Here is a 20868-nt window from a genome sequence, read left to right on the forward strand (position 1 = left end):
ATCGCTCCGGCGGTCGGCCGACCGCCGGAGCGATCATCCGTCCGCTGGAGCCTTCGTGACAACCCGCCCGACCGTGCCGGAGACCGTCCAGCCCACTCGCCGGCTGCTCGGCGTGGAGCTGCTGATCGTCCTCGGCCTCTCGCTCGGGGCCAGCGGGATCGGCGCGCTGATCAGCTTCGCGGGGTCGCTCACCGAACCGCTCAAGCTCGGCCAGCAGGTCGCCACGCTGAACGGCTCGCGCGCGCCCGGGCGGCCCTGGCTGGACCTGGTGTGGCAGCTCTACTACATCGGGCGCGGGTTGATGCCGGTGGTGCTGGTCGGCTACCTGCTGGTACGCGAGGGCACGTCGCTGCGGGTGCTGGGCTTCGACCTGCGCCAGAAGCTGCGCGACCTCGGCCGGGGCTCGGCCGTCGCGGCGGTGATCGGCGGCTCCGGGCTGGTGCTGTACCTGGCCGCGCAGGCGGCCGGGTACAACCTGACGGTCGCGCCCTCCGGGCTGCCGGACGTCTGGTGGCGGGTACCGGTGCTGGTGCTCTCGGCCTGGCAGAACGCGATCCTGGAGGAGGTCGTCGTCCTCGGCTACCTGCTGCGCCGGCTGGGGCAGTCGGGGTGGTCCTGGCCGGCGACGGTGGTGGCCAGCTCGGTGCTGCGCGGCTCGTACCACCTGTACCAGGGGGTCGGCGGGCTGGTCGGCAACATGGTGATGGGGGCGGTGTTCTGCCTGCTGTACCGGCGCTGGGGGCGGGTGATGCCGCTGGTGGCGGCGCACGCACTGATCGACACGGTGGCCTTCGTCGGGTACGCGCTGCTCGCCGGGCACGTCAGCTGGCTGCCGACTCCCTGACCGCCGATCCCTTGGCCGCCGACGCCCGGCCGCGCGGCGGGCGGGCGAGCAGCCGGTCGACGTGCCGGCGCTCCAGGCCCTGGCCGGGATCGATCGGCAGCAGCAGCCGGTCGCGGCGCCACAGCGACCTGCGGACCAGCCGGGACGGGATGACGTCGTCCACCCAGGCGAACGGACGGCCCTCGGCGTAGCGCAGCAGCGGGGCCCACTTACGGGCGGAGAACAACCCCATCAGCGGGACGCGCGGGTCGCCGGGCTGCGGGACGTACCCGGTGAAGCGGACGAAGGGGAGCGGGTCCAGGCCGATCGCCGGGGCGATGTGGGTGTTGGCCTGCTCCTCCCAGGTGGTGGCCCAGACCAGCTCGTACGTTCCGGAGAGTTCGCGCAGCCACTGGCCGTGCTCGGCGGCGAGCAGGACGGCGTAGCCGAGCAGGGTATGGGAGTCGAACCCGGCGTCCGGATGCGGACAGACCGGGTTCAGCACCCCGTCGACGTCCAGGAACAGCAGTGGCTTCGGCACCGGTGGGCTCTCCGAGTGGATGGTGTGTCCTACTCGCTCGGACGAACCACGGGCAGCACTGGTTGCTCTTCGGTGGGCGCACGCAGGGCGCACGGGGCGCTCACGGCGCGGGCGTGGGCGCGGGGGCGGGCACCGGTGCGTCCGGGGTGCTTCGGTGGGGGCTCCGGCGGGTGAGCCGGCGGACCTGGGGGTCGAGCAGGACGGTGACGCTGAGCAGCAGGTACAGCACGGCGCAGGCCCAGAGCGCGCCGGACGGGCCGAGTGCGGTGGCGGCCGGGTCGGTCCTTGGCCACGGTCGGCCCGGACACCGCCTCGACCGCGCGCTACGGCGGTCAGCCGAGGTGGCCCCGGAGGAAGGTGACGGTGCGGCGCCAGGCGATCCGGGACTGCAGGGCGTCGTAGGTGCCGAGCGGGTTCTCGTCGTTCATGAAGGCGTGCCCGGCCGGGTAGAAGTGGATTTCGGGGCGGACGTCGGTGGCCTCGCCGATCCGGATCGCGGTCTCGTCCACGGCAGCCATCGGGATCGAGCCGTCGCGTTCGCCGTAGTGCCCCAGGACGTGGGCGGTCAGACCGCGGTAGTCGAAGTCCGGGTCGGGCGGCAGGCCGTAGAAGGGGACCACGGCCGCCACCTTGTCCCCGGACCGGGCGGCGAGCAGCAGGGCGAAGCCGCCGCCCATGCAGAAGCCGACCGCGCCGACCGCGTCGCCGACCGTGCCGTCCAGGGAGAGCAGGTAGTCGACGGCGCCGGAGAGGTCCTCGACGGCCCGTTCGACCGGGAGTTCGCGCTTGAGGCGGGCGGCTTCGGCGCGGTCGTGGGTGGTGGCGCCGCCGAACAGGTCGGGGGCGAGGACGGTGAACCCCTCGGCGGCGAAGCGGTCGGCCATGTCCGCGACGTGCGAGGTGAGCCCCCACCACTCCTGCACCACCACCAGGCCGGGCCCGACCCCCTGCGGAGGGCGGGCCAGGTACCCGTGCGCGGTGCGGCCGTTGCTCGGGAAAGTGACGTTCTGCCGGGAGCCGCCCTGGTCAGGCATGGCTTCCTCTCGGTGGGTCGGGCCGCGTGCGGCGTGGGTGCGGAAGGGAGCGGCTTCTCAGCCCATCTCCTCCAGGGCGCGGCCCTTGGTCTCCTTGATGCAGAAGGCCACGAACGGGATGGAGAGCAGCGCGAAGGCCGTGTAGATGACGTACGTCGCGGAGAGGTTCCAGTCGGCGAGGTCCGGGAAGCTGACGGTGATCGCCCAGTTGGCGATCCACTGGGCCGAGGCGGCGACCGACAGCGCCAGCGCCCGGATCCGGTTGGGGAACATCTCGCCGAGCAGCACCCAGACCACCACGCCCCAGGAGAAGGCGAAGCAGAGCACGAAGACGTGCGCGGCGATCAGGGCGACGGTGGCGTGGGTGGTGTCGAGGGTGGCGGTGTCGCCGCTGCCGTGCCGGTAGGAGAACGCCCAGGCGGCCGTGCCCAGCGCGACCGCCATGCCGACGGAGCCGGCCAGGGCGAGCGGCTTGCGGCCGATCCGGTCCACCAGGACCATCGCGATCACCGTACCGATCACGTTGATGATCGAGGTGGAGAGGCTGATCAGCAGCGAGTTGGACTCGTTGATGCCGACCGACTGCCAGAGGAAGGATGAGTAGTAGAAGATCACGTTGATGCCGACGAACTGCTGGAACACCGAGGCGCCGATACCCACCCAGACGATCGGCAGCAGACCGAAGCGGCCGCCGAGCAGGTCCTTCAGCCGGGGCTTGTGGGCGGACTCCAGCACCGCGCGGATCTCCGCCACCCGGGCGTCCAGGTCGACGCCCTCGCCCTCGACCTCGACCAGCACCTCGCGGGCCTGCGCCTCACGGTGGTCGGCGATCAGGAAGCGCGGGGACTCCGGGATGGACAGCGCCATCAGGCCGTACACCAGGGCCGGGACGGCCTCGACGCCGAGCATCCACTGCCAGGCCTGGATGCCGCCGAGGTGGCCGGTGGACTCGCCGCCGGCGGCCTGGTTGAGCGCCCAGTTGGCGAGCTGGGAGACCGTGATGCCGAGCACGATCGCCATCTGCTGGAAGGAGGCGAGCCGGCCGCGGTAGGCGGTGGGGGCGACCTCGGCGATGTAGGTCGGCGCGATCACCGAGGCGATGCCGATCGCGACGCCGCCGACCACACGCCAGGCGGCGAGCAGCTCGATGTTCGGCGGGAACATCGAGCCGATGCCGCTGGCCGCGAAGAGTACGGCGGCCAGCAGCATCGTGCGCACCCGGCCGAGGTGGTCGGCCAACCGGCCGGCGACCACCGCGCCGGCGGCGGAGCCGAGCAGCGCGATGGCCACCACGAAGGCGGTGGTGCCGTGGCCCACCCCGAAGTGCTTCTGGATGCCCGTCACCGCACCGTTGATCACCGCGCTGTCGTAGCCGAACAGGAAGCCGCCCATGGCGGCCGCCGCGGAGATGAACACCACGTGCCCGAGGTGGGCCTCGCCGGAAGCCCGCTGACCGTGGACTGTGGACACGTGCGCTCCCCGAGGTGGACGGGCCCGGACTGACGGCGGGGCAGGACTCGTCTCACATTCGAGCAGCGCGGCGGCCGACCTGCCCGAGTTGATGGCCGATCGGGTGATCCGGGGTCAGTCGGCGGCGCGTGCCCTGGCCGCGCGCCGTTGGTGGCGCCGCAGCAGCTGGGTGCGGGCGGCGGTGTCCTGGTCGCGGCGGCGGGCGGGGCCGCTCGCGCGTTCGGTGAGGCGCTCGGCGATGGCGTGCTGCTCTTCGGCGGGCTTTTTGTCGTCGTACTTGAACTTGGCCCGCACCTCGCGGACCGTCAGACGGAGCCCGCGCAGACCGGGCAGCAGCCGGGCGAACTCACCCTCGCCGGGAACCACCCGGACCTCCGGGGTCTCCGGCTGGAAGTGCGCCAGCTGCCGGTTGAGGATCTCCGCCTTGCCCGCGGCCGACTCGACGATCTCGGCCGTGCAGTGGAAGTGGACCGAGGCGTAGTAGCTGGTGGGCGTGCCGGGTGCGCCGCGCCAGTGGCCGGGGGCGAAGGCGTAGCCGTCGGTGACCGCGAGGGTGACGTTCGGGTCGGCCCGGACGGCGGCGAGCATCGGGTTGGGCGCGGCGAGGTGGAGCAGGATCTCGCCGCGCTCGGCGTCCAGCAGGAAGTGCGTCGGGACCAGCACCGGGCCCTCGTCGGGGCGGCCGTTGGCGGCGAGCAGACCGAAGTCGCGGCCCTCGGCCAGCCAGGCGCGCCACTCGTCCTCGTCGCCTCGGTCCCAGGACCTGATCAGCATCGGTGCGCCTCTCCTCAGCGGGGGTAGCCGCACAGGTGCACGGGCAGCGGAACGGACTCGTCGTGCGGGACGGGGGTGCCGTGCACGGTGGTGACCGGGATCAGGCCGGACCAGTACGGCAGGTCGGCGTCCGAGGGGTCGTCGTCGGCGCCGTCCTGGCGGGTCTTGGCCGAGACCTCGTCCAGCTCCAGCCGGATCACGGCGGTGGCGGCGAGCTCCTTGGCGTTGGCCGGGCGGACCTCGCCGGAGCGGCCGGGGATCGCGTGGTCGACCAGGGCGGCCAGTGCGACGTCCAGCTCCTCGGGGTCGGTGACCTGGTAGGCGGTGCCGTGGGCGACCACCGAGCGGAAGTTCACCGAGTGGTTGAACGCGGACTTGGTCAGCACCAGGGCGTCGACCTGGGTCACGGTGACGCAGACCGGCATGCCCTGCTCGCCGGAGGCACCGCGCAGCGGACGGCTGCCGGTGGAGCCGTGGACGTAGAGCCGGCTGCCGACCCGGGCGAAGATCGTCGGCAGTACGACCGGCGCGCCGTCGGCGACGAATCCGAGGTGGCAGATGTAGGCACTGTCGAGGATGGCGTGGATCGCCTCCTGCTCCCAGGTGGCCCGGTCCTTGTACCGGGTGGGGGTGGTGCGGGGGGTGCGGGAGTAGACGGCGTCGCTGGTCGGCGTCGTGGTGCTCGGTGTCGGCGTGTCCGGCATGACAACCTCTATGTACTAGTGCATAATCTTCTTTGTGCTAGGAGACTATCCGCTGAAAGGGCGACGCGCCAGCGAAATCGCGGCCCACATCGAACAGGGCGTGAGCAGCGGGCGGCTCGCGCCCGGAACCGCGCTGCCCCCGCTGCGCGACCTCGCCGCCGAACTCGGCGTCAACCCCAACACCGTGGCCGCCGCCTACCGGCTGCTGCGCGACCGGGGCGTGATCGAGACGGGCGGCCGCAAGGGCAGCCGGATCCTGCCCCGGCCCGCACTCACCCCCCGCGACCAGATCCGCGTCCCGGTGCCGCCGCACGCCCGCGACCTGTCCGCAGGCAACCCCGACCCGGCCCTGTTGCCCGACCTCGCCCAGGCCCTCGCGGCCGCCGCCGAGGCGGCCAGGGCCGAGCCCGTGCTCTACGGGCATCCGAACATCGACGCCGGACTGCTCGCGCTCGCCCGTACCTCCTTCGAGGCCGACGGGCTGCCCGGCGGCCCGATCGTGGTCGCCTCCGGCTCGCTGGACACCATCGAGCGCACCCTCGGCGCCCACCTGCGCCCCGGCGATGCGGTGGCGGTCGAGGACCCGGGCTGGGGCAGCCTGCTCGACCTGCTGCCCGCGATGGGGCTGCGGCCCGCGCCGGTGCGGCTGGACGACGAGGGGCCGCTGCCGGACTCGCTGGCCGCGGCGCTCGCCGAGGGGGCCCGCGCGGCGGTGGTGACCAGCCGGGCGCAGAACCCGACCGGCGCGGCGCTCACCGCGCGGCGGGCCGAGGAACTGCGGGCCGTCCTGGCCGGGCACCCCGGGGTGTTGCTGATCGAGGACGACCACGGGCACGGCATGGTCGACCAGCCCTACCACCCGCTGGTCGGCGCCGGCTCGCGGCACTGGGTGGTGGTGCGCTCGGCGGCCAAGGCGTACGGGCCGGACCTGCGGGTGTCGGTGGCGGTCGGCGACGAGGAGACGATCGGACGGGTGGCCGGACGGCTGCGGCTGGGCGCCGGGTGGGTCAGCCACCTGCTGCAGCGTGCCGTCGCCGAGCTGTGGCGCACCGACGCCGCGCCGGTCGCCCGGGTGGCCGCCACGTACCGGGCGCGGCGGGACGCGCTGCTGGGCGAACTGACGACGCGTGGGATCGCGGCGCACGGGGAGAGCGGGCTGAACGTCTGGGTGCCGGTGCCGGACGAGACCTCGGCGTTGGCGGCGCTGGTGCAGCGCGGCTGGGTCGCGGCACCCGGGGCGCGGTACCGGATCCAGTCGCCGCCCGGGCTGCGGTTCACCACGGCCCGGCTGGAGGCGGCCGACGCGCAGCGGTTGGCCGAGGACCTGGCGGAGGTGCTGGGGTCGGTCGGGGCCGGTTCGCGGCTGGTGTGAGCGGGGCGGCCAAGGCCGAGGGGAATGGGACGGATTTGCGAGCGGAGTCCGGTGGCGCGGTGAACGGCGGGTGCGGGTTGGTCTGAACCCGTCGGTAACAAATGCGGAAACCCGATGCAGACGCCTAGCGGTGGCGGGCGAGGCCATGTCATCTTCATCGCGCCACCGGCCGGCGGCCCACCCCCACCTACGCGTCTTCCCGTCCCCACACCGCGGGGAGACCGAGCCGCAGGAGTTCCGCCGTGCCCGAAAACCGTTCGAGCATCATCCGCAGCGCCCCTCGACTCGGCCGTCGGCTGCTCGCCGCGGCCTTCGCCCTGCCGCTGACCGTGGCCGGACTGGCCGTCGCCGCGCCCGCCGCGGCCGCCGCCCCGGCCGGCCCCACCGCGAGCGTCACCCTCGGAGACAGCTACATCTCCGGCGAGGCCGGGCGCTGGATGGGCAACGCCGCCGGCACCAGCGGCAGTCACAACGGCACCGACCGGGCCTGGAACGGCAGTTCGGCCGATCCGTCGGTCGTCTACGGTGCCACGGCGGTGAGCGGCTGCGACCGCTCCGACGTCGCGGAGGTGCTCGGTGCCCCCACCGTGGCGCAGAACCGGATCAACCTGGCCTGTTCCGGCGCCGTCACCGCGAACATCTTCCGCGCTTCCAACGGCGGTCAGTCACTCAAGGGCGAGGCCCCGCAGGCCGACCAACTCGCCACCGTGGCACAGCAGAACAACGTCAAGCTGATCACGCTGTCGATCGGCGGCAACGACCTCGGCTTCTCCGGGATCATCTCCGACTGCGTACAGGACTACCTGTTCTGGTACTCGTACTGCCACGACTCGGCGCAGTCCCAGATCGACGCGCAGATGCCGACCGCGATGGCCGGGGTCGGCAAGGCGATCGACGAGATCCGCGCGGTGATGTCCGACGCGGGCTACGCGCAGTCGGACTACCGGCTGGTGCTGCAGTCCTACCCGTCGCCGATCCCGCGCGGTGCCGAGATGCGCTACCCGGAGAGCGGCTGGACCCGGTCGAACACCGGCGGCTGCCCGTTCTGGAACGCGGACGCCGACTGGGCCCGCGACACGATGGTGCCCGAGATCTCCAAGGCTCTGGCCGGAGTCGCGGCGTCCAAGGGCGCGCAGTTCCTGGACCTGTCCGACATGCTGCAGGGCCGCGAGGTCTGCTCGACGGCCACCCGGCAGCCGTCCGCGACCGGCGGCCCGTCCGCGACCAGCGGCGAGTGGGCGCGGTTCCTGGACGGTGGACTCAACACCACCCAGGGCGCACTGCAGGAGTCGATGCATCCCAACTACTACGGGCAGTTGGCGCTCGGGCGCTGCCTGACCCTGCTGTGGGGGCAGACCAGCGGTGACTACGCCTGCCGCAACACGGCCGGGCGGGATGCGAGCGGGATGTACCTGGCCGCGCGCTGACCGCGTGATTCGGCGCCCCGCTGCGGTGTTCTTCGCAGCGGGGCGCCGAGGTGCGCTGCCGTGGTCAGCCCTTGGCGAGCAGGGACTGGGCGTGAGCCCTTACCTGATCCTTCGTCAGGTAGGCGTCGGTGTACTCGAAGTCCTGCAGTCGGGCGGGCTGGCGGGCCAGGAATCCGGTGCGGACGAAGTCGTCCCCGGCGGTTGCGTTGAGCAGCCAGTTCGCACTCACCCGGAACTTGGCGGCGTTGGTGCGCATCGCCATCAGGTGGTAGCCACGGGCCACCAACTGTGCCGGGATGCCGTGCAGTTCGACGCCCACCGGCTTGGAGACCGCGTCCTTGCCGCCGAGGTCGACCACCAGGCCCAGGTCCTTGTGGTAGTACGGCTCCAGCGGCTGGTTGCGGAGCGAGGCGATCACGTTGTCGGCCGCCGCGCGGCCCTGCCGGGCGGAGTGCTGGGCGGTGGGCGGGCAGACCGCGCCGTCGCCCTTGGCGAGGTCCGGGACGGCGGCCGCGTCGCCCAGCGCGAACACGCCCTCGAACTGCGGCACCCGCATCTCCGCCGTCACGGCGAGCCGGCCGCGGACCGTCTCCGCGTCCAGGGTGCCGATCAGTGGACTCGCCGCCACACCGGCGGTCCAGATCAGGGTGCGGCAGGGGAGTACCCGGCCGTCGGTGAACTTGACCGACTCGGCGCCGACTTCGGCCACCGATACGCCCAGCGACACCTCGATGCCGCGGTTGCGCAGCACCTCCAGGGCGGCGGTGCCGAGCACGTCGCCGAGCTCGGGCATCAGCTTGGGGGCGATGTCGATCAGGTGCCACTTGATCTGCCGGGCGTCCAGCCGCGGGTAGCGGCGGGCGGCGGCGGTGGTGAGGCGCTGTAGGCAGGCGGCCGTCTCGGTGCCCGCGTAGCCGCCGCCGACCACCACGAACTGCAGTCGGGACTCACGCTCCCGCTGGTCCAAGGTGGCCGAGGCGAGGTCGAGTTGGGCGATCACGTGGTCACGGACGTAGGTCGCCTCGGCGAGCGTCTTCATGCCGCGGGCGTAGTCGGTCAGGCCCGGGATGTCGAAGGTGCGGGTGATGCTGCCGGGGGCGAGCACCAGGATGTCGTACTTCTGCGCGACCACCTCGTCGGTGATCTTGCGGACGACGCAGACCTTGGAGGCCGGGTCCACGCCGATGGCACCGCCGGGGACGATGTGGGTGCGGCGCAGGGACCGGCGCAGGGAGACGGCCACGGACTGCGGGGTGAGGACGCCGGCGGCGACGTGGGGGAGGAGGGGGAGGTACAGCTGGTAGCTGAACGGCGTGACCAGCGTGATCTCGGCCTCCGCGGGCGAGAGCTTGCGTTCGAGGCGGCGGGCGCACTCCAGGCCGGCGAAGCCACCGCCCACGATCAGGATCCGAGGTCGTTCCATCGCTCATCCCTTTGTCGTGCTGGTCGTACCGTGAGGGCCCCCATTGCTGTCCGCCACACTCGCACGGAGCAGCGGGGGCTGCCACCGGGGGCGGGCGGCTGAGTGAGCGGGGAGTGGCTCGGGTCGTGAGGAGGGGCGTGGGCACCGATAAGCTGTCGAGCGTGCTCCCCGAGGTGACGGCGGTCCGGTATGTGACGCCACTACGAGAAGGCGGCTCGATGCCGGGCCTGGTCGAGGCCGACGACCGGCGGCTGTACGCGCTGAAATGGGTCGGCGCGGCGCAGGGCCGCAAGGCCTTGGTGGCGGAGGTGCTGGCCGGGGAGTTGGGCCGGCGGCTCGGGCTGCCGGTGCCGGAGCTGGTGACCGTCGACCTGGACCCGGTGCTCGCGCGTAGCGAGCCGGACCACCAGATCCAGGACCAGATGCGGGCCAGCGGTGGTACCAACCTCGGGATGGCCTTCGTCAGCGGCGCGCTCAACTTCGATCCGCTCTGCTTCGACGTGGATCCCGAACTCGCCGGTCAGGTGCTCTGGTTCGACGCGCTGATCGGCAATGTCGACCGCTCCTGGCGTAACCCCAACCTGCTGGTGGCGACCGGTGGGTTGCGGCTGATCGACCACGGCGCGAGCCTGATCTTCCACCACAACTGGGCGGGCGCCGCCGCCTGGGTGCGCCGCCCGTACGAGGCCTCCGACCATGCGCTGCTGCGTGCCCGGCCGGACCTGGCGGCGGCGGACAAGGTGCTGGCGCCGCTCGCGGAGGCGGCGATCGAGGCGGCCGTGGCGCAGATCCCCGAGGTCTGGCTGCTGGACGAGTTCGGCTTCGACTCGCCCGAGGAGGTCCGCGCCGCCTACCGTGCCCAGCTGACCGAGCGACTGGCCGGTCCGCGTGACTGGCTGCCGGAGGTGCCCGCATGACCGAGCCGCTGTCGGCCGCGCTGCCGGCCGTCGTCGAGCTGTACGACTACGAGTACGCCGTGATCCGCGCGGTGCCGCGGGTCGAGCGGGGCGAGTGCGTCAACGTCGGGGTGCTGCTGTACTGCCGGCAGAACGCGCACCTGGCGGCGCGGACGCACCTGGACCAGGCCCGGCTGCTGGCGCTGGACCCGGTGGCGGACGTGCAGGGGGTGCGGCGGGCGCTGCAGGGGATCGAGGCGGTCTGCCTGGGCGGGCCGCAGGCCGGTCCGGCGGCCTCGGACAGTCCCGGGCAGCGGTTCCGCTGGCTGACCGCGCCGCGCAGTGCGATCGTCCAGCCGGGGCCGGTGCACACCGGGCTGACCGCGGACCCGGAGACGGAGCTGCGGCGGCTGTTCGACCAGCTGGTGCTCTGATCCTGCCGCGGATGGCGGTACTGTGAGGCGGCTCGCCGACGGTTGCCGTGGTCAAAGCTTGAGTTACTGAAGCACTCGGCCGTACGCTGGCCCCATGGGTTCGACCTCGACGACGACCGTACCGACCAACGCCGAGCTGATGGAGGCGTTGGCCGCCGTCGGTGCCGCGTATTTCCAGGACTTCGCGGCGGCCGCGGCCCGGCACGGGCTCTCCTCCTCGCAGGCGAAGGCGCTGGGCGCGGTCCAGGAGCCGGTGCCGATGCGGGCGCTGGCCGGGCGGCTGGGCTGCGACGCGTCGAACGTGACCGGGATAGTGGACCGGCTGGAGTCGCTGGGTCTGGCCAACCGCGAGGCGGCGGCCGGCGACCGGCGGGTGAAGATCGTGGTGATCACGGACGAGGGCCGGGAGATCCTGAACCGCATCCGGGGCGAGATGAGCCGCACCCACCAGGCCTTCGAGGCGATGACCGACGAGCAGCGGGTCGCCCTCCACTCGATCTGCGCGCAGGTCCTGCCGGTGCTGGCCGGCCGGACGGGCGGCGTGCAGCAGTAGCGGGCCGCCTGCCCGGCGGCGCTCAGGGCGTCTCGGGTGGCAGCGCCTCGGCCAGCTCCGGCGGCAGCGGTCGGTGGTGCAGCAGGGTGAGCGTGCGGGTGGCGCGGGTGAGCGCGACGTAGCGGTCCCGCGGGCTGAGGTTCGCGGGCTCGACCACCACGACGTGGTCGAACTCCAGGCCCTTGGCTGCCGTGACGGTCAGCGCGCCCAGCGCCGGTGCCAGCGCATCCGGCGCGATGACGCCCAAGGTGCCGCCCGGCGTGGGCAGTTCGGCCAGCGCGGTGGCGAAGTCGCGGTCCGGGACGAGGACGGCGCGCGGCCGTTCGGTGCCCGGGCGGACGGACTCGGGCGGCTGCTGGTCGGGTGCGGCGGTGCGCAGCACGGCGGTGGCCAGGGCCATGATCGGCTCCGGCGTACGGTAGTTGACGGTGAGCCGCTCCTCGCGCCAGCGGCCGGGCAGATGAGGGTCGAGCATCTCGGCCCAACTGCGGGCGCCGGCGGGGGACCCGGTCTGGGCGAGGTCGCCGACGACGGTGAGCGAGTTGGTCGGGATGCGGCGCAGCACGGTGCGCCAGGCCATCGCGGAGAGCTCCTGTGCCTCGTCCACCACGACGTGGCCGTAGGCCCAGGTGCGGTCGGCGCCGGCGCGTTCGGCGGTGGAGCGGTACGGGCCGTCGTCCTGGAAGCGTCCGGCCAGTGCGGCGGCGTCGAGCAGGGCGTCGTCGGTCTGCCCGGTGATGGTCAACACGCCCTGGGCGAAGTCGAGTTCATCCGGGTCGTGGCCGGAATCGGGCTCGGTGGCCGGACGGGGTTCGCCGAGCAGTTCGGCGGCCTCGTCCAGCAGCGGGACATCCTCGACCGTCCAGGGGGAGTCGGTCGGGCGGAGCAGGGCGTCGGCGTGCTCGGGGGCGACCTCGGCGAGCAACTCCCGCTCGGTGAGGAGCCGTTGGAGCAGCTGCTGCGGGGTGAGGGCCGGCCAGAGCGGGTCGAGCACGGCGCGGACGTCCTCGCGGGCCCACAGCTCGCGCGGGGCGTAGTGCGCCTCCTCCTCGTCGTACGGGCGGCCGAGGGCGAGCGCCTGGGCGATGGCGAGGGCGTCCAGCAGGGTGCGCAGGTACAGCGCCCGGGCCCGGTTGTGCGGTACCCGCAGGCCGCGCGCGGCGTCCCGGGCCTCGGCGCAGGCGCGGGCGGAGACCCGCAGCCCCTCGCCCAGGTCGAGGCCCTCGGCGGGGGCCGACTGGTGGGCGGCGACGGCACGGCGGAGCACCTCGGTCATCCAGGAGCCGCCCTTGGCGAAGGCGGCGGCGGGGGCGTCACCGAGGGCCGTGGTGACGTCGGGGAACAGCTCGCCGACCGTGCGCAGCACCACCTCGGTCTCGCCCAGGGCGGGCAGTACCTCCTCGATGTACCGGAGGAAGCCCGGGTTGGGGCCGATGACCAGCGCGCCCCGGCGCTCCAGTGCGGCCCGGTGGGTGAACAGCAGGTAGGCGACGCGGTGCAGGGCGGCGAGCGTCTTGCCGGTGCCGGGGCCGCCCTGGACGACCAGGGCGCCGGGCAGCGGGGAGCGGATCACCCGGTCCTGCTCGGCCTGGATGGTGGCGACGGCGGTGCCCATCCGGCCGGTGCGGTCGCGGGCGAGGGCGGCGAGCAGGGCGGCCTCGCCGACCAGGGTGCGTCGGCCGGACTCGTCCAGTGCGGCGAGGTCGAGCGCCTCGTCGTCCAGCCCGGTGAGGGTGCGGCCCGCGGTGTGCAGATGGCGGCGGCGCAGCACGGCACCCGGGCTGGCGGGGGTGGCGGTGTAGAACGGGCGGGCGGCGGGGGTGCGCCAGTCGAGCAGCAGCGGCTCGTAGCGCTCGTCGACCAGGCCGACGCGGCCGATGTAGTGGACGGTGCCGTCGCGCTGGTCGAGCCGGCCGAAGCAGAGGCCGCGCTCCACGGCGTCGAGTCGGGCGGCGTGCCGGGCGGCCTCGCGGGCGCGCACCTCGCGTTCCAGTCGGGCCTGGTGGGTGCCGCCGGCGCCCGCGCCGTCGTGGGCGCCGTCCCGGGTGCGGCGGGCCTGCTCCCGGACGGTGTCCAGGCGGGCGTAGAGCCGGTCGAGGTGGACCTGTTCGGTGCGCAGCGCCTCGGCAAGGGCGCCGCTGGAGTTCCCTGCGGTCGCTGGAGGTCCGTTCATTGATGTGGTATCCTTGCCGCGAGAAGTTTATGTAGTGTTACCTGATGGGCGTTCAATCGGCGTAGCCTACCCCATCCGCCGACGTCCGGCGTGACCTCGACTGTTAGGCTTGCGAAGCGTGAGCGCGAAGCCCCAGATCCCCAATGTCCTGGCCTCCCGGTACGCCTCGGCGACCCTGGCCCAGCTGTGGTCCCCCGAGCACAAGGTGGTCCTTGAGCGCCACCTGTGGCTCGCCGTCCTGAAGGCCCAGCAGGACCTCGGTGTCGAGGTGCCGGCCAACGCCGTCGCCGACTACGAGCGGGTGATCGACCAGGTCGACCTCGGCTCGATCGCCGCCCGTGAGCGGATCACCCGCCATGACGTGAAGGCCCGGATCGAGGAATTCAGCGACCTCGCCGGCCACGAGCAGATCCACAAGGGCATGACCTCCCGGGATCTGACCGAGAACGTCGAGCAGCTGCAGATCCGCCAGTCCCTGGAGCACGTGCGCGACCGCACGGTGGCCGTCCTGGTGCGCCTGGCCCGGCTCGCCGCCCAGCACTCCGAGCTGGTCATGGCCGGCCGCTCGCACAACGTGGCCGCGCAGGCCACCACTCTGGGCAAGCGCTTCGCGTCGATCACCGACGAGCTGCTGGTCGCCTTCCGCCGCCTGGAGGAGCTGATCGCCCGCTACCCGCTGCGCGGGATCAAGGGCCCGGTCGGCACCGCCCAGGACATGCTGGACCTGCTCGGTGGCGACACCCAGAAGCTGGCCGAGCTGGAGCGCCGGGTCGCCGGCCACCTCGGCTTCGACAACGTGCTGACCAGCGTCGGCCAGGTCTACCCGCGCTCGCTGGACTTCGAGGTGCTGACCGCCCTCGTCCAGCTGGCCGCCGGGCCGTCCAGCCTGGCCAAGACCATCCGCCTGATGGCCGGCCACGAGCTGGTGACGGAGGGCTTCAAGGAGGGCCAGGTCGGCTCCTCCGCGATGCCGCACAAGATGAACACCCGCTCCTGCGAGCGCGTCAACGGCCTGGCCGTGATCCTGCGCGGCTACGCCTCGATGACCGGTGAGCTGGCCGGCGACCAGTGGAACGAGGGCGACGTCTCCTGCTCGGTGGTGCGCCGGGTCGCGCTGCCGGACGCCTTCTTCGCCTTCGACGGCCTGCTGGAGACCTTCCTGACCGTCCTGGACGAGTTCGGCGCCTTCCCGGCCGTGATCGAGGCCGAGCTGGACCGCTACCTGCCGTTCCTGGCCACCACCAAGGTGCTGATGGGTGCGGTGCGCGCGGGCGTCGGCCGGGAGACCGGGCACGAGGTCATCAAGGAGCACGCCGTCGCCTCCGCGCTGGCGATGCGCGCGGGCGCCCGCGAGAACGAGCTGCTGGACCGGCTTGCCGCCGACGAGCGGATCCCGCTGGACCGGGCCGCGCTGGATGTGCTGCTGGCCGACAGGCTGTCGTTCACCGGTGCGGCCGGGGCGCAGGTCGCCGAGGTGGTCCGCCAGGTGGAGGCCGTCGCGGCGGCCTACCCGGAGGCGGCCAAGTACGCGCCGGCCGACATCCTCTAGGAGAGCGGCATTCCCTGACGATCCGTCAGCTCTGCGAGGGTCCCGCCGCCGTTCCGGTGGCGGGACCCTCGTGCGTCCGGGCGTGTCCGGGGTCGAGCGGCGGGGTCGTGGTGGCGCAGGGCCAGTCGCAGTTCGGCTCGGCCACCGGGTGCTCCTCGGCGGCGAGCACATTGCCCCGGACGGTGGCGAAGGCGATCAGCCCGCCGGCGGCCAGCAGACCCGCGCAGATCAGCATCGCGGTGTGGAAGGCGGAGTCCACCGAGGACGGCACCCGGTAGGCGTCGCCGCTCAGCCCGGCCAGCGCCGGGAGGGCGGCCACCGCGAGCAGGCCGGCCGCGCGGGCGGCGGCGTTGTTGACGCCGCTGGCGATGCCCGCGTGCCGCACCTCGACGGCGGCCAGCACCGTCGCGGTCAGTGGCGCGACCAGCAGGGTCATCCCGCTGCCCATCACGGCGACGGCGGGCAGCACGTCCGCCCCGTAGGAGGAGCCGGGGCCGATGCGCAGCATCAGCAGCACCCCGGTGGCGCACAGCAGCGGGCCGACCGTGAGCGGGATGCGCGGGCCGATCCGCTTGCCGAGGCGCCCGGCGCGCGCCGACAGCGTCAGCATCAGCACCGTGATCGGCACCAGGGCGAAGCCCGAGGCCAGCGGGGAGAAGCCGGAGACGATCTGCAGCTGCACCACCAGCAGGAAGAACACCCCGCTGAAGGCCGCGTAGACGCAGAGGGTGACCAGGTTCACGGCGGTGAACAGCCGGGAGGAGAACAGCCCGAGCGGCAGCATCGGTTCGGGTGTGCGGCGCTCGACGGCGACGAAGGCGGCGCCGAGCAGCAGGCCGATCGCGCCGGTGAGCCAGACGGCGGGGGACAGACCCTCCCCGGCGGCGGTGAGCGCGTAGGTGATCGCGCCGAGGGTGAGCGCGGCGAGCAACGCGCCAGGCACGTCGAAGCGGCCGGAGGCGGACTCGTCGCGGCTCTCCGGGACGTACCGGGAGGTGACGGCGACCACGGCGGCGGCCAGCGGCAGGTTCAGCAGGAAGATCCAGCGCCAGCCGGGGCCGTCCACCAGCCAGCCGCCGAGGAACGGGCCGACGGCCGCGGACACCCCGCCGAGGCCGGACCACAGGCCCACCGCCGCCGAGCGGTCGTCAGGACGGAAGACGGCCTGGAGCATGGCGAGCGAGCCGGGGGTGAGCAGTGCCCCGCCGATGCCCTGGACGGCGCGGGCCACGATCAGCACTTCGATGTTCGGGGCGGCGGCGCAGGCCGCGGAGGCGGCGGCGAACCAGACCACGCCGATCAGGAAGACCCGGCGCCTTCCGTACCGGTCGCCGAGCGCGCCGCCGAGCAGGATCAGGCCCGCCAGGGTGAGCAGATAGGCGTTCAGCGTCCATTGCAGGGACGCCAGGGAGGCGCCGAGGTCGGCGCCGATCCGGGGCAGGGCGACGTTCACCACGGTGCCGTCGAGCATCGCCATGCTGGAGCCGAGCACGGTTGCCAGGAGTACCCAGCGACCCTGCGCGGTGCCCAGGCGCAAGGTGCCGGCTGTTGAGGTGGCCACGGCCCGATCCTGCGCCCGGCGGGGCGTACGTGACAAGGGTCACCGCGTGGCGTGTCCGCGGCGAGCGGTGCGTGAGCGCACGGTCACGCTGGAGTGTGGAGATCGGCGCAGGGTCGTGGATCAGTGGCGCCCGGTGAATGGATTGTGCACGCACCGTGGGATGGGTCATGCGGAGGGTCACCACCCTCCGGGGGAATATCGCCGGTTCAAGAGATCGACATTGCTTCACCCGAACGGATGGGTTTTAGTTCAGCGACCGCCCGGCCAGCCCGGGTGGATCCACCGGGTGGAACGCCGAGTCCTGCCGCTGCCCGATGGTTCGAACTGAGCTCTGTACGGCAGGAGCGGGGGACCCACAGGTAAGTCGCCGGACGGGAGTTCGCGCTTCTCAGCGCGAACGTCCAGGACCGGCTCGGGGTGAAGCCGCGCATGCGGCCGGGCAACTCCAGCCCGAACCCGACAGCTCACCTCGCAGGCGTCGGAGAGGAAATCCATGCCTGCTCAGGCCCGTCGTATCGCCCTGCCCCGCTCCGCCCGCCTCGGCATCGGCATCGCCGTGACCGGTGTCTCCTTCGCCCTGCCGCTCGTGACCGCGATGGCCGCCCAGGCCTACACCGCCCCGGGTGCGCCGGCCGCCTCGGTCGCGCAGCACACCGCCGCCGCGGAGGCCGAGTCGGCCGCCCCGGCCGCCGTGTTCGAGAGCTACCGCGTCGTCGGCGGCGACACCCTGTCCAGGATCGCCGACGCCAAGCAGGTCGAGGGCGGCTGGCACGCGCTGTACGAGCAGAACCGCTCGGTGGTCGGCGCCAACCCGAACCTGATCTTCCCGGGCCAGCAGCTCTCGCTCGCGGCGGACGCCGCCGCCGCCGAGCCGGCAGCTCCGGCCAAGCCGGCCGCCCCGGTCACCCAGAGTGCCTCCGCCGCCGCGGACACCCAGCTGCAGGTCAAGACCGAGGCCGCCAAGCCGGGCGCCCAGCTCCAGACCCAGGTGCAGACCGCCGCCCCGGCCCGGGCCGTGACCGCCGCCCCGGCCCGGGCCGTGACCGCCGCCCCGGTCGCCGCCACCGTCGGCTACGTCGCCCCGCTGGCCAACCCGGTGCTGGGCGAGGCCTACGGCGTGGCCGGCTCGATGTGGGCTTCCGGCCACCACACCGGCCAGGACTTCGTCGCCTCCACCGGCACCCCGGTGCGCGCGGTCGCCAACGGTGTCGTGGTGAAGGCCGGCAACGGCGGCGCCTACGGCAACGAGGTCGAGGTCAAGCTCGCCGACGGCAAGTACGCCCAGTACGCGCACCTGTCGGTGATCGGCGTGAAGATCGGTCAGACCGTCACCGTCGGCCAGCGGCTCGGCCTCTCCGGCGCGACCGGCAACGTGACCGGCCCGCACCTGCACTTCGAGATCCGTACCGGTCCGGAGTACGGCTCGGACATCAACCCGGTCGCCTACCTGCGGGCGCACGGCGTCGCGCTCTGACCCTGCGCTGACCGCGGGTTTCAGGAACCACCGCTGTTGCGGGGCGAATCGACCGCCCGGGATGGTCATGTCGGGTGACCGCTCGACCGGGTGATCGCCGCATCAGTGGACATGGGCGCGGGACACGCCCAAGGCCGGCCCGGCCTCGCGAGGACTCCTCGTGGAGCCGGGCCGGCCGCTGCCGTTTCCGGCTCCGGGCGTGTTCGAGCGGTCGAACTGGGCGTCAACTCCTGCTGCCTTTGGCGAGATTCGTCGTCTTCCGGGTGCGTCCCCGGTCGCGCGATGCTGTCGGGCAGTCAGCGCCCGGCCCTTCTCCGGCCGGGCGGACGGGTGTGGGCGGACGAGGAGGCCGGATGGCGGTCGGGAGCGGGCCGGGTCGGGCGGGGTCGACCGGCTGAAGGCGGGCTCGGTTGGCCTGACGGGCGTGGTGTTCATGGCGATCGCCACCGCCGCACCGATCACCGCGATGACCGGGAACCTGCCGATCGTGGTCGGGCAGGGCAACGGGGTCGGCGCGCCCGCCGCGTACATCGTGGCGACCGTGGTGCTCACGGTGTTCTCGGTCGGGTACGTGGCGATGGCCCGGCACATCACGGCGGCCGGGGCGTTCTACGGGTACATCTCGCACGGGCTGGGCAGGGTCGCCGGGATGGCCTCCGGGCTGCTCGCGGTCATGGCGTACATCGTCTTCGAGGCCTCGATCATCGGTTTCTTCGCCTACTCGCTGCGCGGGTTGGTCCGTTCACGGTTGGGCGTGGACCTCGGCTGGGGCTGGTACGCGCTGTTCGGGGTGGCGGCGATCGGGGTGATGGCCTGGTTCGACCTGCATCTGACGGCGAAGGTGCTCGGGGTGGCGCTGGTGCTGGAGATCGGGGTGCTGGGCGCGGTCTCGCTGGCCGTCCTGGCCTCCGGCGGCGGGCCGGACGGGATCGTGGGCGAGGCCGTGAACCCGCTGAACGCGATGAAAGGGGTCGGGAGTTCGGGTGCGGCGGCGGCGGCCGGGCTGGGACTGTTCTTCGCGTTCTGGTCCTGGGTGGGCTTCGAGTCGACCGCGATGTACGGGGAGGAATCGCGCAACCCCAAGCGGGTGGTGCCGCGGGCGACCCTGGTGTCGGTGGTCGGGATCGGGCTCTTCTACGTGTTCGTGTCCTGGATGATCCTGTCCGGCAACGGAGTCGAGCACGCGATCGCGGTGGCGAGCGGCTCGGTGCCGGGCAAGGACGGGAACAGCCTGTTCTTCGACCCGCTGGGCGCGCACCTGGGGGCCTGGGCGGTGACGGTGTTCCAATGGCTGGTCGTCACCGGCTCGTTCGCCTGCGCGATGGCCTTCCACCAGCGCGCGGCACGGTACTTGTACGCGATCGGGCGGGAGGGCTTCCTGCACCCGGCGCTCGGCCGCACCCACCCGCGGCACGGCTCGCCGTACGTCGCCTCGGTGGTGCAGTCGGTGATCGCGGCCGGGCTGGTGCTGGCGTTCCTGGCGGCGGGGATGGATCCGTACGTTCATCTGTACACGCTGCTGGCGCTGTTGGGGACGATGGCGATCCTCGTCGTGCAGACGCTCTGCTCCTTCGCGGTGGTCGGGTACTTCCATGTGCGGGGCAGACACCCCGAGACCGTGCACTGGTGCCGGACGCTGGTCGCGCCGTTGGTGGGCGGGGTGGCGATGGCCGGGGTGGTGGCGCTGCTGGTGGTCAACAAGGACGCGGCGGCCGGGGCGGCTTCGGACACCCTGCTGTTCCGGCTGATCCCGTACCTGGTGATCGGGGTGTTCCTGGGCGGGATCGGGCTGGCGCTGGCAATGCGGCGCTGGCGGCCGGAGCGGTACGCGCGGGCGGATCGTGCTGGAGGAGGCCGTGGAGCGCTGAGCCCGGGGCCGGTCAGCCCCGGTGGACCGGCAGGCCGAGTTCGGCGGCGGCCAGCAGCTCGTGCATCCGGTGGCCGAAGTCCTCGGTGTCGGCGGCGGGTTCGGGGAAGACCATGCGGACGTCGCGGTGACCGTGCCGGTGGTCCAGGCGCAGCACCAGGCCGTAGCGGTCCAGGGCGAGCGGGCGGATGTCCGGATGCCCGGCGAGCAGGGCCGGGTCGAGCAGACGGGTGAGCAGGTCGATGGCGTCGGCGTGCTCGTCGGCCAGGTGGGTGAGCAGCGCGGCCTCGCACCGGGCCAGCGGGTCGGGGGCGGCGAGGGCGAGATCGTCGGCGGTGAGCGCGCCGGTGCCGTACGGGGTGGCGAGGACGGCGTGGGCGACGTCCACGCGCAGGTGGACGCTGAGGCCGTCGTCGGCGAGGTGGGCCAGGTGCAGCCGGCCGGCCAGGGTGAGGCGGCCGCGGATCCGGTCGCGGACGGCGACCGGGGAGACGTCGGTGACGTCGACGACCACGGCCAGGCCCTCGGTGGCACCGGCGGCGGCCGCGGTGAGCGGGGAGTCCAGCGGGGCGCGCAGGCGCAGCCGGGAGCCGTGCACGGAGACCGGGGTGTCCAGGTCGTGGTGCTCGCCGAGGGCGCGGACGGTGAGCGAGGAGGTCGCGCTGAGCAGGCTGTGGACCCGTTCGGCGGTGGTGGGCTCGGGCACCTCGGCGTCGCCGGTGCGCTCGCTCATGCGCCCACCTCGCTACGCTCGGCAGGGGGATTCGCCCACGCGCACCTTTGATGGATTCGC

General features: G+C 73.1%; 18 protein-coding genes, 1 pseudogene and 1 riboswitch. Of the genes and pseudogenes, 9 read left to right on the plus strand and 10 right to left on the minus strand.

Annotated features, from left to right (window positions below):
• The first annotated feature begins 55 nt into the window (after positions 1 to 55).
• A complete protein-coding gene (locus tag ABZW30_RS34515; RefSeq protein ID WP_355675184.1) occupies positions 56 to 844 on the plus strand; it encodes a CPBP family intramembrane glutamic endopeptidase in 789 nt (262 codons plus the stop codon).
• Here ABZW30_RS34515 and ABZW30_RS34520 read toward each other — a convergent pair.
• The 6 genes from ABZW30_RS34520 to ABZW30_RS34545 form a co-directional block, all read right to left on the minus strand.
• Positions 822 to 1364, minus strand: coding sequence for an HAD domain-containing protein (locus ABZW30_RS34520; protein ID WP_355675185.1), 543 nt, complete (start codon positions 1362 to 1364; stop codon positions 822 to 824). The genes ABZW30_RS34515 and ABZW30_RS34520 overlap by 23 nt on opposite strands.
• 100 nt (positions 1365 to 1464) lie before the next feature.
• Complete coding sequence (locus ABZW30_RS34525) at positions 1465 to 1593, minus strand: hypothetical protein (RefSeq protein ID WP_355675186.1); 129 nt, start codon at positions 1591 to 1593, stop codon at positions 1465 to 1467.
• Between the two features lie 103 nt (positions 1594 to 1696).
• Complete coding sequence (locus ABZW30_RS34530; protein WP_355675187.1) at positions 1697 to 2398, minus strand: alpha/beta fold hydrolase; 702 nt, start codon at positions 2396 to 2398, stop codon at positions 1697 to 1699.
• A gap of 57 nt (positions 2399 to 2455) precedes the next feature.
• Positions 2456 to 3868 carry a sugar porter family MFS transporter gene (locus ABZW30_RS34535; RefSeq protein WP_355675188.1) on the minus strand — a complete coding sequence of 471 codons (1413 nt, stop codon included), beginning with the start codon at positions 3866 to 3868 and terminating at the stop codon, positions 2456 to 2458.
• Positions 3869 to 3982: 114 nt separating this feature from the next.
• Positions 3983 to 4642 carry an FMN-binding negative transcriptional regulator gene (locus tag ABZW30_RS34540; RefSeq protein ID WP_355675189.1) on the minus strand — a complete coding sequence of 220 codons (660 nt, stop codon included), beginning with the start codon at positions 4640 to 4642 and terminating at the stop codon, positions 3983 to 3985.
• 14 nt (positions 4643 to 4656) lie between these two features.
• Positions 4657 to 5346 carry a pyridoxamine 5'-phosphate oxidase family protein gene (locus ABZW30_RS34545; RefSeq protein ID WP_355675190.1) on the minus strand — a complete coding sequence of 230 codons (690 nt, stop codon included), beginning with the start codon at positions 5344 to 5346 and terminating at the stop codon, positions 4657 to 4659.
• 34 nt (positions 5347 to 5380) lie between these two features.
• Here ABZW30_RS34545 and ABZW30_RS34550 point away from each other — a divergent pair, with 34 nt between their 5' ends.
• On the plus strand, positions 5381 to 6718 hold the full coding sequence (locus ABZW30_RS34550; protein ID WP_355675191.1) for an aminotransferase class I/II-fold pyridoxal phosphate-dependent enzyme: 1338 nt from the start codon (positions 5381 to 5383) through the stop codon (positions 6716 to 6718).
• A 242-nt stretch (positions 6719 to 6960) separates the two neighbouring features.
• Complete coding sequence (locus ABZW30_RS34555; protein ID WP_355675192.1) at positions 6961 to 8145, plus strand: GDSL-type esterase/lipase family protein; 1185 nt, start codon at positions 6961 to 6963, stop codon at positions 8143 to 8145.
• Between the two features lie 64 nt (positions 8146 to 8209).
• Here ABZW30_RS34555 and ABZW30_RS34560 read toward each other — a convergent pair whose 3' ends face one another.
• Entirely contained in the window at positions 8210 to 9568 is a 1359-nt protein-coding gene (locus ABZW30_RS34560; RefSeq protein WP_355675193.1) for an NAD(P)/FAD-dependent oxidoreductase, read from the minus strand.
• Between the two features lie 161 nt (positions 9569 to 9729).
• Here ABZW30_RS34560 and ABZW30_RS34565 point away from each other — a divergent pair, with 161 nt between their 5' ends.
• From ABZW30_RS34565 to ABZW30_RS34575, 3 genes are all read left to right on the plus strand, one after another.
• The gene (locus ABZW30_RS34565) at positions 9730 to 10485 is read left to right on the plus strand and encodes a HipA family kinase (protein ID WP_355675220.1); all 756 of its coding nucleotides are present in this window, start codon (positions 9730 to 9732) and stop codon (positions 10483 to 10485) included.
• Positions 10482 to 10898: a DUF3037 domain-containing protein gene (locus ABZW30_RS34570; RefSeq protein WP_355675194.1), complete on the plus strand. Its 417-nt coding sequence runs from the start codon at positions 10482 to 10484 to the stop codon at positions 10896 to 10898. The genes ABZW30_RS34565 and ABZW30_RS34570 overlap by 4 nt, the downstream gene beginning before the upstream one ends.
• A 94-nt stretch (positions 10899 to 10992) precedes the next feature.
• The gene (locus ABZW30_RS34575; protein ID WP_355675195.1) at positions 10993 to 11451 is read left to right on the plus strand and encodes a MarR family transcriptional regulator; all 459 of its coding nucleotides are present in this window, start codon (positions 10993 to 10995) and stop codon (positions 11449 to 11451) included.
• Between the two features lie 22 nt (positions 11452 to 11473).
• Here ABZW30_RS34575 and ABZW30_RS34580 read toward each other — a convergent pair whose 3' ends face one another.
• Complete coding sequence (locus ABZW30_RS34580) at positions 11474 to 13624, minus strand: ATP-binding domain-containing protein (protein ID WP_355675196.1); 2151 nt, start codon at positions 13622 to 13624, stop codon at positions 11474 to 11476.
• Positions 13625 to 13733: 109 nt separating this feature from the next.
• On the opposite strand from ABZW30_RS34580, the gene purB reads away from it, so the two are divergent.
• A complete protein-coding gene (gene purB / locus ABZW30_RS34585) occupies positions 13734 to 15173 on the plus strand; it encodes an adenylosuccinate lyase (protein WP_355675197.1) in 1440 nt (479 codons plus the stop codon).
• Positions 15174 to 15198: 25 nt separating this feature from the next.
• Here the strand turns inward: purB and ABZW30_RS34590 are convergent, their stop codons facing one another.
• Entirely contained in the window at positions 15199 to 16734 is a 1536-nt protein-coding gene (locus ABZW30_RS34590; protein ID WP_355675198.1) for an MFS transporter, read from the minus strand.
• Between the two features lie 312 nt (positions 16735 to 17046).
• A riboswitch (cyclic di-AMP (ydaO/yuaA leader) is annotated at positions 17047 to 17225 on the plus strand.
• 2 nt (positions 17226 to 17227) lie between these two features.
• On the opposite strand from ABZW30_RS34590, the gene ABZW30_RS34595 reads away from it, so the two are divergent.
• Together ABZW30_RS34595 and ABZW30_RS34600 are read left to right on the plus strand one after the other, a co-directional pair.
• Positions 17228 to 18208, plus strand: coding sequence for a LysM peptidoglycan-binding domain-containing M23 family metallopeptidase (locus tag ABZW30_RS34595; protein WP_355675199.1), 981 nt, complete (start codon positions 17228 to 17230; stop codon positions 18206 to 18208).
• 433 nt (positions 18209 to 18641) lie between these two features.
• Positions 18642 to 20076 (plus strand): annotated as a pseudogene (locus ABZW30_RS34600) (APC family permease).
• Positions 20077 to 20088: 12 nt separating this feature from the next.
• Here the strand turns inward: ABZW30_RS34600 and ABZW30_RS34605 are convergent.
• Positions 20089 to 20808: a DUF2470 domain-containing protein gene (locus ABZW30_RS34605; protein ID WP_355675200.1), complete on the minus strand. Its 720-nt coding sequence runs from the start codon at positions 20806 to 20808 to the stop codon at positions 20089 to 20091.
• Between the last annotated feature and the right edge of the window lie 60 nt (positions 20809 to 20868).

The sequence above is a fragment of the Kitasatospora sp. NPDC004669 genome (assembly GCF_040609455.1).
Lineage (GTDB): Bacteria > Actinomycetota > Actinomycetes > Streptomycetales > Streptomycetaceae > Kitasatospora.